We start from the raw sequence: 20,994 nt of genomic DNA, 5'->3' as shown, positions 1-20,994 counted from the left end.
CCAGCCAGATCACGAATCCATGGAATGACCGCAATCGAATAATTCGTTTGCGGAATAACCTGCCGACACGCTTGGATAATAAGAAACTCGAACAAGGTCCGCGTGCCCCATGAACCAGGAAAGTATCAGCCAATCCATTGCCATCGTTCACCCGATCACACTTTCCCATGGCCGTAATGCCGAAGTCTGGGACACTGACGGCAAACGTTACATCGACTTCGTCGGCGGTATCGGCGTGCTCAACCTGGGCCACTGCAACCCCGCTGTAGTCGAGGCCATCCAGGCTCAGGCCACCCGCCTGACCCACTACGCCTTCAACGCGGCCCCTCACGGCCCGTATCTGGCACTGATGGAACAACTGAGCCAGTTCGTCCCGGTCAACTACCCACTGGCCGGCATGCTCACCAACAGCGGCGCGGAAGCGGCGGAAAACGCCCTGAAAGTGGCCCGTGGCGCCACCAGCAAACGCGCCATCATCGCGTTCGACGGCGGCTTCCACGGCCGCACCCTGGCCACCCTGAACCTCAATGGCAAGGTCGCCCCCTACAAGCAGCGGGTCGGTGAACTGCCCGGGCCGGTGTACCACCTGCCCTACCCCAGCGCGGATACCGGGGTTACCTGCGAGCAGGCGCTCAAGGCCATGGACCGCCTGTTCAACGTCGAGCTGGCGGTGGAGGACGTCGCGGCGTTCATCTTCGAACCAGTACAGGGCGAAGGCGGCTTCCTTGCCCTGGACCCGGCCTTCGCCCAAGCCCTGCGCCGCTTCTGCGACGAGCGCGGCATCCTGATCATCATCGACGAGATCCAGTCGGGCTTCGGCCGTACCGGCCAGCGCTTCGCGTTCTCGCGCCTGGGCATCGAACCCGACCTGCTGTTGCTGGCCAAGAGCATTGCTGGCGGTATGCCGCTGGGTGCAGTGGTCGGGCGCAAGGAATTGATGGCGGCGCTGCCCAAGGGCGGCCTGGGTGGCACCTATTCAGGCAACCCGATTGCCTGCGCGGCGGCCTTGGCCAGCCTGGCGCAGATGACCGACGAAAACGTTGCAACCTGGGGTGAACGGCAGGAGCAGGCCATCGTCAGCCGTCATGAGCGCTGGAAGGCCTCGGGCCTGAGCCCATACATCGGCCGCCTGACCGGCGTGGGCGCCATGCGAGGGATCGAGTTCGTCAATGCCGATGGCAGCCCGGCACCGGTACAACTGGCCCAGGTGATGGAAGCGGCCCGAGCCAAGGGCCTGCTGCTGATGCCCAGCGGCAAGGCGCGGCACATCATTCGCCTGCTGGCACCGCTGACCATCGAGGCCGAGGTGCTCGAGGAAGGGCTGGATATCCTCGAGCAGTGCCTGGCAGAACTGAGCTGAGGCTTACAGGCCCAGCTCTTGCGGGGTGAGCATGTCGGACTCGAAGGCGATCCAGCCGCCTTCCAGTTCGGCATGGCCGTTGACGATCGGGCCGTAATAGGTCAGGCCATTCTCCAGGGTCACGCAAATATGCGTGGCCGGTTTCTCAGGGGCCGCGAGCGTACCGACGAAATGCACCTTCTTCAGGGTTTCGGTCACCGCTTCCAGACCCACGCGCATGCTGGGGTTTTCCGAAGCCTCGGTATCTCCGCCACGGTCTTCAGCGCTGATGGTCACGGTGGCGATGTACGGGTACTTGGTGCTCAAACGGGGTTACCTCGGTGGGTGTATAGGCGTAGGGGCGCGTAGAGTACGGCAGGCAGTCTCTGTTGTCTCTACTGGCCTCTTCGCGGGCACGCCCGCTCCCACAGGGATCGCATGTTGCTCAGGGTATGCAGGGCACCTGCGACAGGTGATCTGAATGCCCCGATCTGTTAGGGTGCCCGCCGATGCACGCCACACCACACGAGGATCCCGAGTGAGCGCCGAAGAACCCCTGATCGCCGACCTGTTCGAAGTCGACAAACGCCTGTCCCTCAAGCCCGTCGTGGACTTCAACAGCTACCTGCGCAACGCCTTCGGCGAGGGCCCATGCCACTGCCACCGCTGTGTAGAAGGCGCCGACCAAAGCACCTACAGCCACGCGCACAACTTCACCTTCGAAGGCCGCCAGTGGCACCGCCGGTTCGCCAGCACCGCCGGCAGCGACGTCGCCCAGGTGTTGAAAAAAGCCTGGCTGTCGTACACCAAGGCTGATCTCAACCTGGTCGGTGCGCTGGACCTGACCACCCTCAAGACCTTTACCGAGGCCGCCCTGCACGCGCGTCTGCTGGCCTTGCTGCCGGCCAGCGGCCTGGCCCGCGAAGTGGATGGCCAGTGGATGCTGCAAGCCCAGACCGACTGACAGCCCGGCGGCAGGGCAGGATTCCACCGGTCTGCTAACTTGGTGGAATCCGCCCACCCACAGGTAGTCCGCCATGGCCCGCACAACGCCCATCGAGCTGTACCGCAATATCGGCATCGTCGCCCACGTGGATGCCGGCAAGACCACGACCACCGAGCGAATCCTGTTCTACACCGGGGTCAACCACAAGATGGGCGAAGTGCACGATGGCGCGGCGACCATGGACTGGATGGCCCAGGAGCAGGAACGCGGCATCACCATCACTTCGGCGGCGACCACGGCGTTCTGGCAAGGCTCGACCAAGCAGTTCGCCCACAAGTACCGTTTCAACATCATCGACACCCCAGGCCACGTCGATTTCACCATCGAGGTGGAGCGCTCATTGCGCGTGCTCGATGGCGCGGTCGTGGTATTCAGCGGCGCTGACGGCGTCGAGCCGCAGTCCGAGACCGTCTGGCGCCAGGCCAACAAGTATCACGTGCCGCGCCTGGCCTACATCAACAAGATGGACCGCCAGGGGGCCGACTTCCTGCGCGTGGTCAAGCAGATCGATCAGCGCCTGGGGCACCACCCGGTCCCCATCCAGCTGGCCATCGGCAGCGAAGAAAACTTCATGGGCCAGATCGACCTGGTGAAGATGAAGGCCATCTACTGGAACGATGCCGACCAGGGCACCAGTTACCGCGAAGAAGATATTCCCGCCGATCTGCAGGAGCTTGCCGACAAATGGCGCGCGCACATGATCGAAGCTGCGGCCGAGGCCAATGACGAGCTGACCATGAAGTTTCTCGATGGCGAGGATCTGAGCATCGAAGAGATCAAGGCCGGGTTGCGCCAGCGCACCATTGCCAACGAAATCGTGCCCACCATCCTCGGCTCATCGTTCAAGAACAAGGGCGTGCCGCTGATGCTCGACGCGGTGATCGACTACCTGCCCGCCCCGTCGGAAATTCCGGCAATCAAGGGCACCGCCCCCGACGACGAAGAAAAGCACCTGGAACGCCACGCCGACGACAATGAACCGTTCTCGGCGCTGGCCTTCAAGATCGCCACCGACCCCTTCGTCGGCACCCTCACCTTCGCCCGTGTTTATTCCGGCGTGCTCAGCTCAGGCAACGCGGTGCTCAACTCGGTCAAGGGCAAAAAAGAGCGCATTGGCCGCATGGTGCAAATGCACGCCAACCAACGCGCTGAAATCAAGGACGTGTGCGCCGGCGATATCGCCGCACTGATCGGCATGAAGGACGTGACCACCGGCGATACCCTGTGCGACATGGACAAGCCGATCATTCTCGAACGCATGGACTTCCCCGACCCGGTGATTTCCGTAGCAGTAGAGCCGAAAACCAAGGCCGACCAGGAAAAAATGGGGATCGCGCTGGGCAAGCTGGCCCAGGAAGACCCCTCATTCCGCGTGCGTACCGATGAAGAGACCGGCCAGACCATCATCTCGGGCATGGGCGAGCTGCACCTGGACATCATCGTCGACCGCATGCGCCGCGAGTTCAACGTCGAGGCCAACATCGGTAAGCCGCAGGTGGCCTACCGCGAGAAAATCCGCAACACCTGCGAGATCGAGGGCCGCTTCGTTCGCCAATCCGGCGGCCGCGGCCAGTATGGCCATTGCTGGATCCGTTTTGCTCCCGGCGATGAAGGCAAAGAAGGCCTGGAGTTCATCAACGAGATTGTCGGCGGCGTGGTACCGCGCGAGTACATCCCGGCCATCCAGAAGGGTATCGAGGAGCAAATGAAGAACGGCGTGCTTGCCGGCTACCCACTGATCAACCTCAAGGCCGCCGTGTTCGACGGCTCGTACCACGATGTCGACTCCAACGAGATGGCCTACAAGATCGCCGCATCAATGGCCACCAAGCAGTTGTCGCAGAAAGGTGGCGCAGTGTTGCTGGAGCCGGTGATGAAGGTTGAGGTGGTGACGCCGGAGGAGTACCAGGGCGACATCCTCGGCGACTTGAGCCGACGTCGCGGCATGATCCAGGACGGTGATGAAACGCCGGCTGGCAAGGTGATCCGTGCCGAAGTTCCGCTGGGCGAAATGTTCGGCTACGCCACCTCGATGCGCTCGATGACCCAGGGCCGGGCAAGCTTCTCGATGGAGTTCACCCGCTATGCCGAGGCGCCGGCGAGCATTGCCGACGGCATCGTCAAGAAGAGCCGCGGGGAATGAATGCAATCGCCTGTGCCGGCCTCTTCACGGGCACGCCCGCGAAGAGGCCGGTACAGGCCACAATCAAGCTCAGTGCTGCTCGCCAGCCCGCTTCAACAGCTTCTTGCACCGATCCGACAAATGCACCACGCGCAAATGCTTGCCCGCCTTGGCATAGCGCTCGCGCAGGGTTTTCAGCGCCGCAACCGCCGAATAATCGACAAAGCTCAAATGCTGGCAATCCAGCGTGACCTGGGCCGGGTCCCCGGCCGTGTCGAACTGGTTGAGGAACGAGGTGGTCGAGGCGAAGAACAGCGTGCCATGTAACTGATAACGCTTGCCGCCCCCCGCGTCCTCATGGGTGTCGGCATACAGCTCGCGCGCATGCTGCCAGGCAAAGTTGAGCGCCGCGATGATGATACCGAACAGCACCGCCATGGCCAGGTCAGTGAACACCGTGACCACGGTCACCGCAATGATCGCCAGCACATCATTCACCGGCACCTTGTGCAACACCCGCAACGACGCCCAGGCAAAGGTCTGCTGGGCCACCACGAACATCACACCAACCAGCGCCGCCAGTGGAATACGCTCGATCAGCGGCGACAGGAACAGCACGAACAGCAGAATCATCACACCGGCTACTACACCCGACAACCGGCCCCGGCCATTGGAACTGAGGTTGATCACCGTCTGCCCGATCATCGCGCAGCCGCCCATGCCGCCGCACAGGCCCGACACCATGTTCGCAGCGCCCAGTGCCACACACTCGCGATCCGGGAAGCCACGGCTCTCGGTGATTTCATCGGTCAGGTTGAGGGTGAGCAGGGTTTCCAGCAGGCCGACCATGGCCATCAGCACCGCATAAGGGGCGATGATCTTCAGGGTTTCCAGATTCCAGGGCACATCCGGCAGCGCCAGCCCAGGCAGGCCACCGGCGATGTGCGCCATGTCACCCAGGGTGCGGGTCGGCAGCCCGAGCAAGTACACCAACAGGCCGACACCGAGGATCGCCACCAGAGCCGGCGGCACCGCGCGGGTCAGTTTCGGCAGCACATAAACCACCGCCATGGTCAGCGCCACCAGGCCGACCATCAGGTACAGCGGCGTGCCGGTGAGCCAGTGTTCGCCGTCCTTGAAATGCTCCAGCTGGGCCATGGCGATGACGATGGCCAGGCCGTTTACGAAGCCGAGCATGACCGGGTATGGCACCAGGCGCACCAGCTTGCCCAAGCGCAGCACGCCAAACAGGATCATTACCACGCCACCCAGCAGCACCGTGGCCAGCAGGTACTGCGCACCGTGCTGCACCACCAGCGCGACGATCACCACCGCCATCGAACCAGCAGCGCCGGAGATCATCCCCGGTCGCCCGCCGAACAGCGCCGTCAGGGTACAAATGATGAACGCGCCATACAGGCCCATCAGCGGGTTGAGGTGGGCCACCAGGGCAAAGGCGATGCACTCGGGGACCAAGGCGAACGAGGTGGTGAGGCCGGCGAGCAGGTCGGCGCGTAGTCGGGCGGGCTTCATGGGCTTCCTGTGGTTAAGTCCGGAGGACGATTTAAAAACGAGGGGCGGAATGTTACGGAAATTGTCGGACAGCGGCCACCGCTCAACGTACACGTTCCAGGCTCTGCACGGCCAGGTCCAGCGCACGCTGCATGTCCAGGCGTGCCGAACGGCCCAGACCCGGGTCGTTCAGGCGGCCGGATCGGCGCCGTCAGGTCTTCGGCATCCATCGCTTCGAAATCCTGTTCGACGCTCAGGGTCAAGGCACTGCGCCGCAACAGCATGCGCACCTGTTCCGGGGTAAGTGCCGGGTTGATCGACAGCATCGTCGCCACAGTGGCAGTCACCAAGGGTGTTGCGTACGACGTGCCGCAATGCGCAGCCTCGGCTGACACTGGGCGTATGCAGGCAGCAGCACTGACATCCACGCGCATGTCGATGTTGGAACTGTGGCGCTTGCGTAGCCGCTCATCGCCAGCCCGGAGCGCACCAGCGAATCGACCTCATCGCCCTTCACATTGCGTACCCCGACCCGGTGAATGCCCCAGCTCCAGTTCAACACCCGCTCACCGCAACGCTGCAGCTGCTTGATGCGCAGCGTGTCCGCTGCAGCCTGTGCACCAAGACTGCAAAGCCATAACAGCAAGATCAGGACACCCTTCATGCAATCACCCCACGCGCTCCCTGTGAGTGCGACTTACGGGGCACCTCAAAGGTTCACCTGTGGCTGGCAACTGCCTGGTCGCGGGCGAGCCATTCGGCCATGGAAGTATCCTCCAACGCGTACTCGCCACGATTGGCCTTCCATACCAGCTCCTTGTCGCGCAGGGCATCAAGGGCCTTCTGTACGTTTGCCGTGTTGACGTTGGCTACCGCCTGGGCCTGCTCCAGCTTGCGGCTGACCTCAACCAGGGTTTGCTCGGTAAACGGGGAAAACGGCTGCCGGCCCAGCGTGCGCTCGGCCATGACCTCCAGCACTGCCTGCTGCAACGGCGTAAGTTCGTTCCAAGCACTTTCGTAGTCACTCCACACCCCGGCTTGATGATTCAGCGCCCCATTGCGCAGCAGTTCACCCAGGTTGCCCGCCTCACCCAGGCCGACGCTAACTTCGGCCAACAGTTTGTTGAGCATTTCCGGGCGCCGGCCGACCAATTCGAACGCGTATGCCAGGTCCTCTACCTTGAACTGGTTACTGTCGGCCAGACGACGGTTCCACAAGGCGGTGATGAATTCGACATATTCACGCCCCAGCAACGGAAAGGGCGTGATGCTGGCACCAAAGAATGGCTGCTTGCTCTTGAGTACCAGGTTGGCCAGCTTGTCGCGACTAGAGCCCGTGAACACCAGGCGCAAGCCGTCCGGACGGTCGCCACGGTTAAGGTGGTCACGCGCGGCTTTCAGCGCGAACATCGCATTGAGGCCATCTTCGCTGTTAAGGGCGTGCTGAGCCTCGTCGATGATCAGCACTACCAGCTGCCCTGACACTTGATGCAACACGGCAAGCGCCTGGGCCAGGGTAGTACCCGCAGGCAGTTGCGGGCGGGTGAAATCCCAGCTCAGGGTGCGCAGCAGGTTGATCTTGTCGATACCGGCCTTTTTCGCAGTCCTGGCCAGCGCACCTTCGAATCTGGCCAGCGCAGTACCGATGGCGCCACTGATGAGCTGCGCAGGGGCGGCGTCGCGATCCGACCACAGGTCGACATAAACCGGTAGCCAGCCGCGCTGTATGCATTCTGGTATGAAGTCGTTGTTGAGGAAGGTGCTCTTGCCCGTACGCCGGGGCGCGGCCAGGAACATGCCCGAGCTGTAATCGACCAAAGACTCGCCGGCCAAGTCTTGGGCCAGTGCGTTGGCCAACTGATTACGGCGCAGGAGCGGGCGAACGGGAGACATTCAATTAACCTCAATTATCTTGCCTACTATAATTTATAGCCTACAAGATAAATCAGGATAAAACGACCCTCTGCAACAGTGCCAGCGTGATCCAGATCCGGCAAAAAGTCAGCAAGTTTGCCATCATGTTGGTTTCACCTGCGGAGATCATGGACATGCCGCTACGCCCCCTTTTCGCCTCCCTGTTGCTGGCCGCCAGCCTCAGTGCCCATGCTGCCACCGAGGTGGTGCCACTTCAGCATCGTAGCAGCGCCGAATTGCTGCCCGCCCTGCAGGCATTCATCGGCAAGGACGGCACGGTCAGCGCCTTCGAGAACAAACTGATCGTCAACGCCAGCCCCGAGCGCATCGACGACCTGCGCGCCCTGCTGCAACAGCTGGATACCGCGCCCAAACGCCTGCTGATCAGCGTCGACAACAATGACAGCAACTTCCAGGACAACCGCGGCAACGCACGCGTCATTCACTACGGCACCAGCAACCGCGACGGCGGCATGCAGCAGGTACAAGCCAGCGAAGGGCAACCGGCACTGATCCAGGTGGGCCAGAGCATCCCCATTACCAGCACCAGCACAGACGGCTATGGGCGCATTCAAAGCAACACCGAATACCGCAACGTGACCCAAGGCTTCTACGTGACCCCCAGCCTGAGCGGCGAAACGGTTCGTCTGCAAATAAGCAGCAATAATGACCGCATCAGCCAGGAACGTGCAGATGTAGTGAAAGTACAAAGTACCGACACGACCGTCACTGGCAAGCTCGGCGAGTGGATCACCCTCGCGGGGTTCAATCAGCAGAGCCAAGCCGACCGCAGCGCGTCAAGCCATACGTACAGCACCCAACGGGGTGAAAACATGACATTGCGTGTCAAAGTCGACCTTGTTGACTGATCTCAGACAATTCAAGGCTTCGACCAAAGGCCTTCAAACTGACTGCCAAGTCGCATTAGACCAAAGATGTAGTAACCACAAAAAAGCACTACAAAACATTTGACAGGGTCTTTTTCCCAAGGGCATGATGGCCTCGCTCCCGCTAATCAGGGGCCCTGGCAAGGGCCTTCGGGGCGCGCTCCTTCCACCCTTGGAGGCGCCTCGTGTCTATACGGCCCACAAGGCGGTTCGACGGGATTGCGACTGCAACGAAGAAGTTGTCCCGAGGGACGGAAGCGCATCACCGCAGTACTGGCAATCGCGTAGCACCGCAGCAAGGCAACCACGAGCCGACCTGCCGGAGCACACCCTCGCCTGGCCTGCCCAACCTTCCCCTTCGAGCCTTCGCGTTCGCCGCCGCAACCTGCGAACAGGACAGCCGCCAGGCACCTGATCTGCCCAGAGCATCAGCACAATTAACCCAAGATCGATGCGACGAGGTTTATTTCCATGGCACTGACACGCGAACAGCAAATTGCAGCCCTCGAGAAAGACTGGGCCGAGAACCCGCGCTGGAAAGGCGTGACCCGTACCTACACCGCCGCCGATGTCGTTCGCCTGCGTGGCTCCGTGCAACCTGAGCACACCTTTGCCCGTCAGGGTGCAGAAAAACTGTGGAAGCTGGTTACCGAAGGTGCTCACCCGTCCTTCCGCCCCGACAAAGATTTCGTCAACTGCATGGGCGCCCTGACTGGCGGCCAGGCTGTACAACAGGTCAAGGCCGGCATCCAGGCCATCTACCTGTCCGGCTGGCAGGTTGCCGCCGACAACAACTCGGCCGAATCGATGTACCCTGACCAGTCGCTGTACCCGGTCGACTCGGTACCGACCGTGGTCAAGCGCATCAACAACGCGTTCCGCCGCGCCGACCAGATCCAGTGGAAAGCCGGCAAGAACCCGGGCGACGAAGGCTACATCGACTACTTCGCGCCAATCGTGGCTGACGCCGAAGCCGGTTTCGGTGGCGTGCTGAACGCCTACGAGCTGATGAAGAACATGATCGAAGCAGGCGCCGCCGGCGTGCACTTCGAAGACCAGCTGGCCTCGGTAAAAAAATGCGGCCACATGGGTGGCAAGGTACTGGTACCCACCCAGGAAGCCGTACAGAAGCTGGTGGCTGCTCGCCTGGCCGCTGACGTGTCGGGCGTACCGACCATCATCCTGGCCCGTACCGATGCCAACGCCGCCGACCTGCTGACCAGCGACTGCGACCCGTACGACCAGCCGTTCGTGGTTGGCGAGCGCACCCGTGAAGGCTTCTACAAGGTCCGCGCCGGCCTCGATCAGGCCATTGCCCGCGGCCTGGCCTACGCCCCGTACGCCGACCTGATCTGGTGTGAAACCGCCAAGCCGGACCTGGACGAAGCCCGCCGCTTCGCCGAGGCGATCAAGAAGGAGTACCCGGACCAGATCCTGTCCTACAACTGCTCGCCTTCCTTCAACTGGAAGAAAAACCTGGACGACGCCACCATCGCCAAGTTCCAGCGCGAACTGTCGGCCATGGGCTACAAGCATCAGTTCATCACCCTGGCCGGCATCCACAACATGTGGCACGGCATGTTCAACCTGGCGCACGACTACGCCCGCAACGACATGACCGCCTACGTGAAGCTGCAGGAGCAGGAATTCGCTGACGCCAGCAAGGGCTACACCTTCGTCGCGCACCAGCAGGAAGTGGGCACCGGCTACTTTGACGACATGACCACCGTGATCCAGGGTGGCGCTTCGTCGGTGACTGCACTGACCGGTTCGACCGAGGAAGAGCAGTTCCACTGATAGTGGCTTGCGGTTGAACAAAGGCCCGGGGCTGTGAAGCCCTGGGCCTTTGTTTTTTGTCTGCACCGGCCCGACCGGAAATGCACAGAACCTGTAGGAGCAACTGCCTTGCTCAGGTTTTGAATAGCTTGCGCAGTCGCCTGTAGGAGCGGGTTTACCCGCGAAGAGGCCCACCCAGGCGATGCATCGCTCTAGCCTTGGTGCAAAGGCCGAGGTTCAGCGAGTATCCGCACCGGAATCAATGCCGATCAAGCCATGCCCGTAGCGCCTCCGGCTCATGCATCGAGGCAAACAGGTGATTTAAGCGCGATTACGTCAGGGCGGCGCAATGATCGGTTTGAATTTTGTGGTGATACGCAGATCGAGCGCCGCCCGCGCGGCGCATCGCGAGCTGCGCTCGCTCCTACGTTTGTTTCGGGCCAATTAATCCTGAGGGATTTGCGCGCGTACGCCTTGGCGCATGGCGTAGTATCGCGCCGTACCAAAAAGGCGGTCGCGCGCGCGCCCACAGGCATGACTGGCCCGAAACAAACGTAGGAGCGAGCGCAGCTCGCGATGCGCCGCGCGGGCGGCGCTCGATCTCACAGCCCCCCGCATTCCTTTCGCCAAGCCCACGGCAGCCCTAACACAACCCAAGGCATCACCGGCAAAACCCCAGATCAGGTCTATGCTTGGGGCAGCCCAGCAGCAAGGACCGCCCATGCCTCGTCCAAGCCACCTGATGATTTTCGCCCTGGCCGCCGCTGCCCTCTATATATATGCACTGGCCAGCGACAACACCCTGCTCGCCCTCATGGCCAAACCCATCCCGGTGCTGGCCTTGATTGCCTGGCTGCGCAACACCCCGGTCTCGCCTTATCGCACGTGGATCTCGATCGGCCTGGGCTTCTCGGTACTCGGCGACATCCTGCTGGCCATCCCTGCGGACCTGTTCGTGTTTGGCCTGGTCGCCTTCCTCTGCGCCCACCTGGCCTACCTGCGCGCCTATTGCGGCATTACCCTGCGCCCTGCCTTGCCTGCGCTGGCATTCAGCGCCATCGCTGGCATCACACTGCTAGGCGTGCTGACCAGCCATGGCCTCGGCCCGCTGCTGATCCCGGTCACGCTGTACACCTTGGCCATCAGTGCGATGCTCTGGCGTGCCCTGGCCTGCAACGCCCCGGCCGCGCTGGGTGCCGGCTTGTTCGTATTCTCCGACAGCCTGATCGGTATCGACCGCTTCGTCAGCCCGTTCGCCGCCGCACCGTACCTGATCATCCTCGCCTACTGGCTCGGCCAATGGGCCATCGCTTCATCAGTCGGTCATCGCTCAACCGATAAAGTATTGACCCAGAGCGGTGCGCGCAGTAGCGAAAGCTGCTAGAACAAGCGTTTTTTGCAATTACAAGTAGGGGGAATCGCCAGATGAACTTTACAAGGCGCAGAACAGCCAAATTCGAAGGCCGCAGCTCAAATGATATTAATTATCATTACTGGCCTTACAATTCGTTACCCGCCGCAAGAAACATAATTAACAAAACCGCACGTAATGCCCGAATCTCAAGGCTCTCAGCCAGTTACGAACGATTTTTGTACTTAATCCTACGAATAAATTTGCGACAGAAATTTTACTTGCACCAGGTTTACCCATAAAATCAGCGGGATTGATTCGGCTGCGACATTTGGTCACTGCATGTGCGACGCCAAGTCGCCGCTCTACACTTATTTCAGACTGCAGAGCTGGGTCTCTGTATAAGGATCTCTAGCATGTCCGATTCGACAGGACTCATCGCCCACAACTGGGGCTTTGCCATCTTCCTCCTGGGTGTCGTCGGCCTGTGCGCCTTCATGCTCGGCCTGTCCAGCCTGCTCGGTAGCAAGGCCTGGGGCCGCGCCAAGAACGAACCCTTCGAATCCGGCATGCTGCCCGTCGGCAGCGCCCGCCTGCGCCTGTCCGCCAAATTCTATCTGGTCGCGATGCTGTTCGTGATCTTCGATATCGAAGCCCTCTTTCTCTTTGCATGGTCTGTGTCCGTCCGCGAAAGCGGCTGGACCGGATTCGTCGAAGCACTCGTTTTCATAGCAATTCTGTTGGCAGGTCTTGTCTACCTATGGCGCGTCGGGGCACTTGATTGGGCTCCCGAAGGTCGCCGCAAGCGGCAAGCGAAGCTGAAACAATGAGGCTTTGGCATGCAATACAATCTCACCAGAATCGATCCGGATGCGCCCAACGAGCAGTACCCGGTCGGTGAACGGGAAACCGTCACCGATCAACTGCTAGAAGACCAGGTCCACAAGAACATCTTCATGGGTAAACTTGAAGATGTGCTGCGTGGCGCGGTCAATTGGGGTCGCAAAAACTCCCTCTGGCCGTACAACTTCGGCCTGTCCTGCTGCTACGTGGAAATGACCACGGCCTTCACGGCACCCCACGACATCGCCCGCTTCGGCGCCGAAGTCATCCGGGCCTCGCCGCGGCAGGCCGACTTCATGGTCATTGCCGGTACCTGCTTCGTGAAGATGGCGCCGATCATCCAGCGCCTGTACGAGCAGATGCTCGAGCCGAAGTGGGTCATTTCCATGGGTTCGTGCGCCAACTCCGGTGGTATGTACGACATCTACTCGGTCGTTCAGGGGGTCGACAAGTTCCTCCCCGTGGACGTCTATGTGCCTGGCTGCCCGCCACGCCCTGAGGCTTTCCTGCAAGGCTTGATGCTGCTGCAGGAGTCGATCGGCCAAGAACGACGCCCGCTTTCCTGGGTTGTTGGTGATCAAGGTATTTACCGTGCCGAGATGCCAGCCCAGAAAGACCTGCGTCGTGAGCAGCGCATTGCAGTAACCAACCTGCGCAGCCCCGACGAAGTCTGATCCAGCGACCTGCCGCCCGCTCCCGAAGGAGCCGGCGGCCTGGCTTCATTCTTAACGTTGACCCAAAGCGACCGAGACCATGACAGCGGACAACGCTATTTTTATTCCGCCCTACAAGGCTGACGACCAGGATGTGGTCGTCGAACTGAACAACCGTTTTGGCGCCGAAGCATTCGTCGCCCAGGAAACCCGCACCGGCATGCCCGTGTTGTGGGTAAAACGCGCCCAGCTCAAAGAGGTGCTCAGCTTCCTGCGCGGCGTCGCCAAGCCCTACAGCATGCTGTACGACCTGCATGGCGTCGACGAGCGCCTGCGCACCCAGCGCCGTGGCCTGCCAGCCGCCGATTTCAGCGTGTTCTACCACCTGTTGTCGATCGAGCGTAACAGCGACGTGATGATCAAGGTGTCGCTCAGCGAAGGCGACCTGAACCTGCCGACCGTGACGGGCATCTGGCCGAACGCCAACTGGTACGAGCGCGAAGTCTGGGACATGTTCGGCATCGACTTTGCCGGTCACCCGCACCTCAGCCGCATCATGATGCCGCCGACCTGGGAAGGTCACCCGCTGCGCAAGGACTACCCTGCCCGTGCGACCGAGTTCGACCCCTACAGCCTGACCCTGGCCAAGCAGCAGCTTGAAGAGGAATCGGCACGTTTCAACCCGGAAGCCTGGGGCATGAAGCGTCAGGGCGCCAACGAGGACTACATGTTCCTCAACCTCGGCCCCAACCACCCTTCGGCGCACGGTGCGTTCCGTATCGTCCTGCAGCTGGACGGTGAAGAGATCGTCGACTGCGTACCGGACATCGGCTACCACCACCGTGGCGCCGAGAAAATGGCCGAGCGCCAGTCCTGGCACAGCTTCATCCCCTATACCGACCGTATCGATTACCTCGGCGGGGTGATGAACAACCTGCCGTACGTGCTTGCGGTCGAGAAGCTGGCCGGCATCCAGGTGCCGCAGAAGGTCGACGTGATTCGCATCATGCTGGCCGAGTTCTTCCGCATCACCAGCCACCTGCTGTTCCTGGGCACCTACATCCAGGACGTCGGCGCCATGACTCCGGTGTTCTTCACCTTCACCGACCGCCAGCGCGCCTACACCGTGATCGAAGCGATCACCGGTTTCCGCCTGCACCCGGCCTGGTACCGCATCGGTGGCGTCGCCCACGACCTGCCACGTGGCTGGGACAAGCTGGTCAAGGACTTTGTCGAGTGGCTGCCCAAGCGCCTCGACGAATACACCAAGGCCGCCCTGCAAAACAGCATCCTCAAGGGCCGTACCATCGGCGTTGCCGCGTACAACACCAAGGAAGCGCTGGAATGGGGCACCACCGGTGCCGGCCTGCGCGCCACCGGTTGCAACTTCGACCTGCGTAAAGCCCGCCCTTACTCCGGCTACGAAAACTTCGAATTCGAAGTCCCGCTGGCCCACAACGGCGATGCCTACGATCGCTGCATGGTCCGTGTCGAGGAGATGCGTCAGAGTATCCGCATCATCGATCAGTGCCTGCGCAACATGCCGGAAGGCCCGTACAAGGCGGATCACCCGCTGACCACGCCGCCGCCGAAAGAGCGCACCCTGCAGCACATCGAAACCCTGATCACGCACTTCCTGCAAGTCTCGTGGGGCCCGGTCATGCCGGCCAACGAGTCGTTCCAGATGATCGAGGCGACCAAGGGCATCAACAGTTACTACCTGACGAGCGATGGCGGCACCATGAGCTACCGCACCCGGATCCGTACCCCGAGCTACCCGCACCTGCAGCAGATCCCATCGGTGATCAAAGGCAGCATGGTCGCCGACCTCATTGCGTACCTGGGCAGTATCGACTTCGTTATGGCTGACGTGGACCGCTAAGCATGAACAGCACGCTTATCCAGACAGACCGTTTCGCCCTGAGCGAAACCGAGCGCTCGGCCATCGAGCACGAAATGCATCACTACGAGGACCCGCGCGCGGCGTCCATCGAAGCCCTGAAGATCGTCCAGAAGGAGCGTGGCTGGGTGCCGGACGGCGCCATCCACGCCATCGGCGAAGTGCTGGGCATTCCGGCCAGCGACGTCGAGGGTGTCGCCACCTTCTACAGCCAGATTTTCCGCCAGCCGGTCGGCCGCCACATCATCCGCGTGTGCGACAGCATGGTCTGCTACATCGGCGGCCATGAGTCGGTGGTCAGCCAGATCCAGAGCGAGCTGGGCATCGGCCTCGGCCAGACCACCGCCGACGGTCGCTTCACCCTGCTGCCCGTGTGCTGCCTGGGCAACTGCGACAAGGCACCGGCCCTGATGATCGACGATGACACCTTTGGCGATGTGCAGCCGGCTGGCGTTTCCAAACTGCTGGAGGGTTACGTATGACCATTACTTCCTTCGGCCCGGCCAACCGCATCGCGCGCTCGGCCGAAACCCACCCGCTGACCTGGCGCCTGCGTGACGACGGCGAGCCGGTCTGGCTGGCCGAGTACGAATCGAAGAACGGCTACGCCGCAGCCCGCAAGGCGCTGGCGCAGATGTCCGCCGACGATATCGTGCAAAGCGTCAAGGACTCCGGCCTCAAGGGCCGTGGCGGTGCAGGCTTCCCAACTGGCGTGAAGTGGGGCCTGATGCCCAAAGACGAATCCATGAACATCCGCTACCTGCTGTGCAACGCGGACGAAATGGAGCCGAACACCTGGAAGGACCGCATGCTGATGGAGCAACAGCCCCATCTGCTGGTCGAGGGCATGCTGATCAGCGCCCGCGCTCTGAAGGCCTACCGCGGCTACATCTTCCTGCGTGGCGAATACACCACCGCAGCGAAGAACCTCAACCGCGCCATCGATGAAGCCAAGGCCGCCGGCCTGCTGGGCAAGAACATCCTGGGCAGCGGTTTCGATTTCGAGCTGTTCGTGCACACCGGTGCCGGCCGCTACATCTGCGGTGAAGAAACCGCGCTGATCAACTCGCTGGAAGGCCGCCGCGCCAACCCGCGCTCCAAGCCGCCCTTCCCTGCCGCCGTTGGCGTGTGGGGCAAGCCGACCTGCGTGAACAACGTCGAAACCCTGTGCAACGTCCCGGCCATCGTCGCCAACGGCAACGACTGGTACAAGTCGCTGGCCCGCGAAGGCAGCGAAGACCATGGCACCAAGCTGATGGGCTTCTCCGGCAAGGTGAAGAACCCAGGCCTGTGGGAGCTGCCATTCGGCGTTACCGCGCGCGAACTGTTCGAAGACTACGCCGGTGGAATGCGCGATGGCTTCAAGCTCAAGTGCTGGCAGCCAGGCGGCGCCGGTACCGGCTTCCTGCTGCCCGAGCACCTCGACGCGCAAATGTACGCCGGTGGCATCGCCAAGGTCGGCACCCGTATGGGTACTGGCCTGGCCATGGCGGTCGACGACAGCATCAACATGGTGTCGCTGCTGCGCAACATGGAAGAGTTCTTCGCCCGCGAATCGTGCGGCTGGTGTACCCCATGCCGTGACGGCCTGCCGTGGAGCGTGAAGATGCTGCGCGCACTGGAAAAAGGCCAGGGCCGCGCCGAAGACATCGAGACGCTGCTGGGGCTGGTCAACTTCCTCGGCCCAGGCCGTACCTTCTGTGCTCACGCACCGGGTGCCGTCGAGCCGCTGGGCAGTGCCATCAAATACTTCCGCTCGGAGTTCGAGGCCGGTGTGGCGCCAGAAAGCGCTGCAACCCTGCGCCCGGACCTGGCGAAGCCGATCGTGGTCGGCGCATAACAAGATGATTAGGCGGGTGGTCCGTGCCACTCGCCAGCTTACCGGCAGGCCCGAGCAATCGAGGCGTGTCGCAAGCTCACCGATTTCCATTAGCCACGCCCGCTCACGCGGGCCAACGAAGAACTTTGAACAATGGCCACTATCCACGTAGACGGCAAAGCGCTCGAAGTCAACGGTGCAGACAACCTGTTACAGGCATGTCTGTCGCTCGGCCTCGACATCCCTTATTTCTGCTGGCACCCGGCGCTTGGTAGCGTTGGTGCCTGCCGGCAGTGCGCAGTCAAGCAGTACACCGACGAGAACGACACCCGTGGTCGTATCGTCATGTCCTGCATGACCCCTGCTTCCGACGGCACCTGGATCTCCATCGACGATGAAGAGTCGAAGGCGTTCCGCGCCAGCGTCGTCGAGTGGCTGATGACCAACCACCCGCACGACTGCCCGGTGTGCGAGGAAGGCGGTCACTGCCACCTGCAGGACATGACGGTAATGACCGGCCACAACGAGCGCCGCTACCGTTTCACCAAGCGTACCCACCAGAACCAGGACCTCGGCCCGTTCATCGCCCATGAGATGAACCGCTGCATCGCCTGCTACCGCTGCGTGCGCTACTACAAGGACTACGCCGGTGGTACCGACCTGGGCGTCTACGGCGCCCACGACAACGTGTACTTCGGCCGCGTCGAAGACGGCGTGCTGGAAAGCGAGTTCTCCGGCAACCTGACCGAGGTCTGCCCGACCGGCGTATTCACCGACAAGACCCACTCCGAGCGCTACAACCGCAAGTGGGACATGCAGTTCGCCCCAAGCATCTGCCATGGCTGCTCCAGTGGCTGCAACATCAGCCCGGGTGAGCGCTACGGCGAACTGCGCCGTATCGAAAACCGCTTCAACGGTTCGGTCAACCAGTACTTCCTGTGCGACCGCGGCCGCTTCGGCTACGGCTACGTCAACCGCAAGGACCGCCCGCGCCAGCCACAACTGGCCGACGGCACCAAGCTGGGCCTAGACGCCGCCCTGGACAAGGCCGCCGACCTGCTGCGCGGCCGTACCATCGTCGGTATCGGCTCGCCACGCGCCAGCCTCGAAAGCAACTACGGCCTGCGTGAGCTGGTCGGCGCCGAGTATTTCTACTCGGGCATGGAAGCTGGCGAACTGGCCCGCGTACGCCTGGCACTGAACGTGCTGAACAACAGCCCGCTGCCAGTACCGACCCTGCGCGACATCGAAGACCACGACGCCGTGTTCGTGCTCGGTGAAGACCTGACCCAGACCGCTGCCCGCGTTGCCCTGGCCGTACGCCAGGCCACCAAAGGCAAGGCCGAGGCCATGGCCGAAGCGATGAAAGTGCAGCCTTGGCTCGACGCTGCCGTGAAGAACATTGGCCAGCACGCGCTGTACCCACTGTTCATCGCGTCCCTGGCTGAAACCAAGCTGGACGACGTCGCCGAAGAATGCGTACACGCTGCGCCGGCCGACCTGGCCCGCATCGGTTTCGCCGTGGCCCACGCCATCGACCCGAGCGCCCCTGCCGTCGAAGGCCTGGACGCCGAAGCCAAGGCCCTGGCCCAGCGCATCGCCGACGCCCTGGTCGCCGCCAAGCGCCCACTGGTCGTTGCCGGTACGTCGCTGGCCGATCCAGCGCTGATCGAAGCCGCCGCTAACATCGCCAAGGCCCTGAAGCTGCGCGAGAAAAACGGCTCGCTGAGCCTGGTGGTACCTGAGGCCAACAGCCTTGGCCTGGCCATGCTCGGTGGCGAGTCGGTTGATGCCGCGCTGGACGCGGTCATCAGCGGCAAGGCCGATGCCATCGTAGTGCTGGAAAACGACCTGTACGCCCGCGTACCGGCCGCCAAGGTCGATGCAGCCCTGGCTGCAGCCAAGGTGGTGATCGTTGCCGACCACTCCAAAACTGCCACCGTCGACCGCGCCCACCTGGTGCTGCCGGCCGCCTCGTTCGCCGAGGGTGACGGTACCCTGGTCAGCCAGGAAGGCCGTGCCCAGCGCTTCTTCCAGGTGTTCGACCCGCAGTACCTCGACAGCAGCATCCAGATCCACGAAGGCTGGCGCTGGATGCACGCCCTGCGTGCCACCCTGCTGAACAAGCCGGTCGACTGGACCCAGCTGGACCACGTCACCAGCGCCTGCGCCGAAGCCGCCCCGCAACTGGCCGGCATCGTCAACGCCGCGCCAAGCGCCGCGTTCCGCATCAAGGGCATGAAGCTGGCCCGTGAGCCGCTGCGCTACTCCGGCCGCACTGCGATGCGCGCCAACATCAGCGTGCACGAGCCACGCACCCCGCAAGACAAGGACACCGCGTTCGCCTTCTCCATGGAAGGCTACTCGGGTTCGGCCGAACCGCGCCAGCAGGTGCCGTTCGCCTGGTCGCCGGGCTGGAACTCACCGCAAGCCTGGAACAAGTTCCAGGACGAGGTCGGTGGCCACCTGCGTGCCGGTGACCCGGGCGTGCGCCTGATCGAATCGCAAGGCGACCGCCTGAACTGGTTCAACGCTATTCCGGGTGCCTTCAACCCGGCCCGTGGCACCTGGACTGCCGTGCCGTTCTTCCACCTGTTCGGCAGCGAAGAAAGCTCCTCGCGCGCCGCTCCGGTTCAAGAACGCATCCCGGCTGCCTACGTGGCCCTGGCCAAGTCCGAAGCCGACCGCCTGGGCGTCAACGAGGGTGCCCTGCTGAGCCTGAACGTCGCCGGTGTGGCCCTGCGCCTGCCGCTGCGTATCAATGAAGAGCTGGGCGCAGGCCTGGTCGCGTTGCCGAAAGGCCTGGCTGGCATTCCGCCTGCCATCTTCGGTGCATCCGTCGAAGGTCTGCAGGAGGCAGCACAATGAGCTGGTTCACCCCCGAAGTGATCGATGTGATCCTCACCGTGCTGCGGGCCATCGTGGTCCTGCTGGCGGTGGTGGTCTGCGGTGCGCTGCTCAGCTTCGTCGAGCGCCGCCTGCTGGGCTGGTGGCAGGACCGCTACGGTCCGAACCGCGTCGGCCCGTTCGGCATGTTCCAGATCGCTGCCGACATGCTGAAGATGTTCTTCAAGGAAGACTGGAACCCGCCCTTCGTCGACCGCGTGATCTTCACCCTGGCACCGGTAGTGGCCATGAGCGCCCTGCTGATCGCCTTCGTGGTCATCCCGATCACCCCGACCTGGGGCGTTGCCGACCTGAACATCGGCCTGCTGTTCTTCTTCGCCATGGCCGGCCTGTCGGTCTACGCGGTGCTGTTCGCCGGCTGGTCGTCGAACAACAAGTACGCCTTGCTGGGCAGCTTGCGTGCTTCGGCACAGACCGTGTCGTACGAAGTGTTCCTGGGCCTGGCGCTGATGGGCGTGGTGGTGCAGGTGGGCTCGTTCAACATGCGCGACATCGTTGAGTACCAGGCGCAGAACCTGTGGTTCATCATTCCGCAGTTCTTCGGCTTCTGCACCTTCTTCATCGCTGGCGTCGCCGTGACTCACCGTCACCCGTTCGACCAGCCGGAAGCAGAACAGGAACTGGCCGACGGCTACCACATCGAGTATGCCGGCATGAAGTGGGGCATGTTCTTCGTCGGTGAGTACATCGGCATCATCCTCATCTCGGCGCTGCTGGTAACCCTGTTCTTCGGTGGCTGGCACGGCCCGTTCGGCATCCTGCCGCAACTGTCGTTCCTGTGGTTCGCCCTGAAGACCGCGTTCTTCATCATGCTGTTCATCCTGCTGCGCGCCTCGATCCCGCGCCCACGCTATGACCAGGTGATGGACTTCAGCTGGAAGTTCTGCCTGCCGCTGACCCTGATCAATTTGCTGGTGACCGCTGCGATCGTGCTCTACAACACGCCAGCCGTCGCGGCCCAGTGA

Annotated in this window: 16 protein-coding genes and 1 pseudogene; 13 read left to right on the top strand and 4 right to left on the bottom strand. The window is 62.4% G+C overall.

Annotation, left to right across the window (positions count from 1 at the left end; genetic code table 11):
• The first annotated feature begins 109 nt into the window (after positions 1-109).
• Positions 110-1,360 (top strand): aspartate aminotransferase family protein, encoded by a 1,251-nt coding sequence (locus ACF8EA_RS17335; protein ID WP_392522738.1) that lies wholly within the window; start codon positions 110-112, stop codon positions 1,358-1,360.
• Positions 1,361-1,363: 3 nt separating this feature from the next.
• Here the strand turns inward: ACF8EA_RS17335 and ACF8EA_RS17330 are convergent, their stop codons facing one another.
• On the bottom strand, positions 1,364-1,666 hold the full coding sequence (locus ACF8EA_RS17330; protein WP_021783213.1) for a hypothetical protein: 303 nt from the start codon (positions 1,664-1,666) through the stop codon (positions 1,364-1,366).
• 211 nt (positions 1,667-1,877) lie between these two features.
• Here ACF8EA_RS17330 and ACF8EA_RS17325 point away from each other — a divergent pair, with 211 nt between their 5' ends.
• Positions 1,878-2,303, top strand: coding sequence for a hypothetical protein (locus tag ACF8EA_RS17325; protein WP_103444694.1), 426 nt, complete (start codon positions 1,878-1,880; stop codon positions 2,301-2,303).
• A gap of 73 nt (positions 2,304-2,376) precedes the next feature.
• Positions 2,377-4,488, top strand: coding sequence for an elongation factor G (gene fusA / locus ACF8EA_RS17320; RefSeq protein WP_392522737.1), 2,112 nt, complete (start codon positions 2,377-2,379; stop codon positions 4,486-4,488).
• A 69-nt stretch (positions 4,489-4,557) separates the two neighbouring features.
• Here fusA and ACF8EA_RS17315 read toward each other — a convergent pair whose 3' ends face one another.
• From ACF8EA_RS17315 to ACF8EA_RS17305, 3 genes and pseudogenes are all read right to left on the bottom strand, one after another.
• Positions 4,558-6,000 carry a SulP family inorganic anion transporter gene (locus tag ACF8EA_RS17315; protein WP_021783216.1) on the bottom strand — a complete coding sequence of 481 codons (1,443 nt, stop codon included), beginning with the start codon at positions 5,998-6,000 and terminating at the stop codon, positions 4,558-4,560.
• Between the two features lie 82 nt (positions 6,001-6,082).
• Positions 6,083-6,550: pseudogene (locus ACF8EA_RS17310) on the bottom strand (S8 family serine peptidase); the annotation flags it as partial.
• Positions 6,551-6,696: 146 nt separating this feature from the next.
• On the bottom strand, positions 6,697-7,872 hold the full coding sequence (locus ACF8EA_RS17305) for a hypothetical protein (protein WP_021783218.1): 1,176 nt from the start codon (positions 7,870-7,872) through the stop codon (positions 6,697-6,699).
• 125 nt (positions 7,873-7,997) lie between these two features.
• On the opposite strand from ACF8EA_RS17305, the gene ACF8EA_RS17300 reads away from it, so the two are divergent.
• From ACF8EA_RS17300 to nuoH, 10 genes are all read left to right on the top strand, one after another.
• Positions 7,998-8,762 (top strand): secretin N-terminal domain-containing protein, encoded by a 765-nt coding sequence (locus tag ACF8EA_RS17300; protein ID WP_172402879.1) that lies wholly within the window; start codon positions 7,998-8,000, stop codon positions 8,760-8,762.
• Between the two features lie 489 nt (positions 8,763-9,251).
• A complete protein-coding gene (gene aceA, locus ACF8EA_RS17295) occupies positions 9,252-10,577 on the top strand; it encodes an isocitrate lyase (protein WP_014861668.1) in 1,326 nt (441 codons plus the stop codon).
• A gap of 700 nt (positions 10,578-11,277) precedes the next feature.
• A complete protein-coding gene (locus ACF8EA_RS17290) occupies positions 11,278-11,940 on the top strand; it encodes a lysoplasmalogenase (RefSeq protein WP_392522735.1) in 663 nt (220 codons plus the stop codon).
• Between the two features lie 383 nt (positions 11,941-12,323).
• Positions 12,324-12,737 (top strand): NADH-quinone oxidoreductase subunit A, encoded by a 414-nt coding sequence (locus ACF8EA_RS17285; RefSeq protein ID WP_021783220.1) that lies wholly within the window; start codon positions 12,324-12,326, stop codon positions 12,735-12,737.
• Between the two features lie 9 nt (positions 12,738-12,746).
• On the top strand, positions 12,747-13,424 hold the full coding sequence (locus ACF8EA_RS17280; protein WP_003251429.1) for an NADH-quinone oxidoreductase subunit B family protein: 678 nt from the start codon (positions 12,747-12,749) through the stop codon (positions 13,422-13,424).
• Between the two features lie 79 nt (positions 13,425-13,503).
• Positions 13,504-15,285: an NADH-quinone oxidoreductase subunit C/D gene (gene nuoC, locus ACF8EA_RS17275; RefSeq protein WP_021783221.1), complete on the top strand. Its 1,782-nt coding sequence runs from the start codon at positions 13,504-13,506 to the stop codon at positions 15,283-15,285.
• Between the two features lie 2 nt (positions 15,286-15,287).
• Positions 15,288-15,785, top strand: coding sequence for an NADH-quinone oxidoreductase subunit NuoE (nuoE, locus tag ACF8EA_RS17270; RefSeq protein ID WP_003251433.1), 498 nt, complete (start codon positions 15,288-15,290; stop codon positions 15,783-15,785).
• Complete coding sequence (gene nuoF / locus ACF8EA_RS17265) at positions 15,782-17,143, top strand: NADH-quinone oxidoreductase subunit NuoF (RefSeq protein ID WP_021783222.1); 1,362 nt, start codon at positions 15,782-15,784, stop codon at positions 17,141-17,143. The genes nuoE and nuoF overlap by 4 nt, the downstream gene beginning before the upstream one ends.
• Positions 17,144-17,275: 132 nt before the next feature.
• Positions 17,276-19,990, top strand: a complete 2,715-nt coding sequence (gene nuoG / locus ACF8EA_RS17260; RefSeq protein ID WP_392522733.1) for an NADH-quinone oxidoreductase subunit NuoG — start codon at positions 17,276-17,278, stop codon at positions 19,988-19,990.
• Complete coding sequence (nuoH, locus tag ACF8EA_RS17255; protein ID WP_003251440.1) at positions 19,987-20,994, top strand: NADH-quinone oxidoreductase subunit NuoH; 1,008 nt, start codon at positions 19,987-19,989, stop codon at positions 20,992-20,994. Before nuoG ends, nuoH begins: the two co-directional genes overlap by 4 nt.

The organism is Pseudomonas sp. YQ_5 (genome assembly GCF_043103305.1).
Lineage (GTDB): Bacteria > Pseudomonadota > Gammaproteobacteria > Pseudomonadales > Pseudomonadaceae > Aquipseudomonas > Aquipseudomonas putida_Y.
This window is presented reverse-complemented; position numbering and strand designations above follow the sequence as displayed.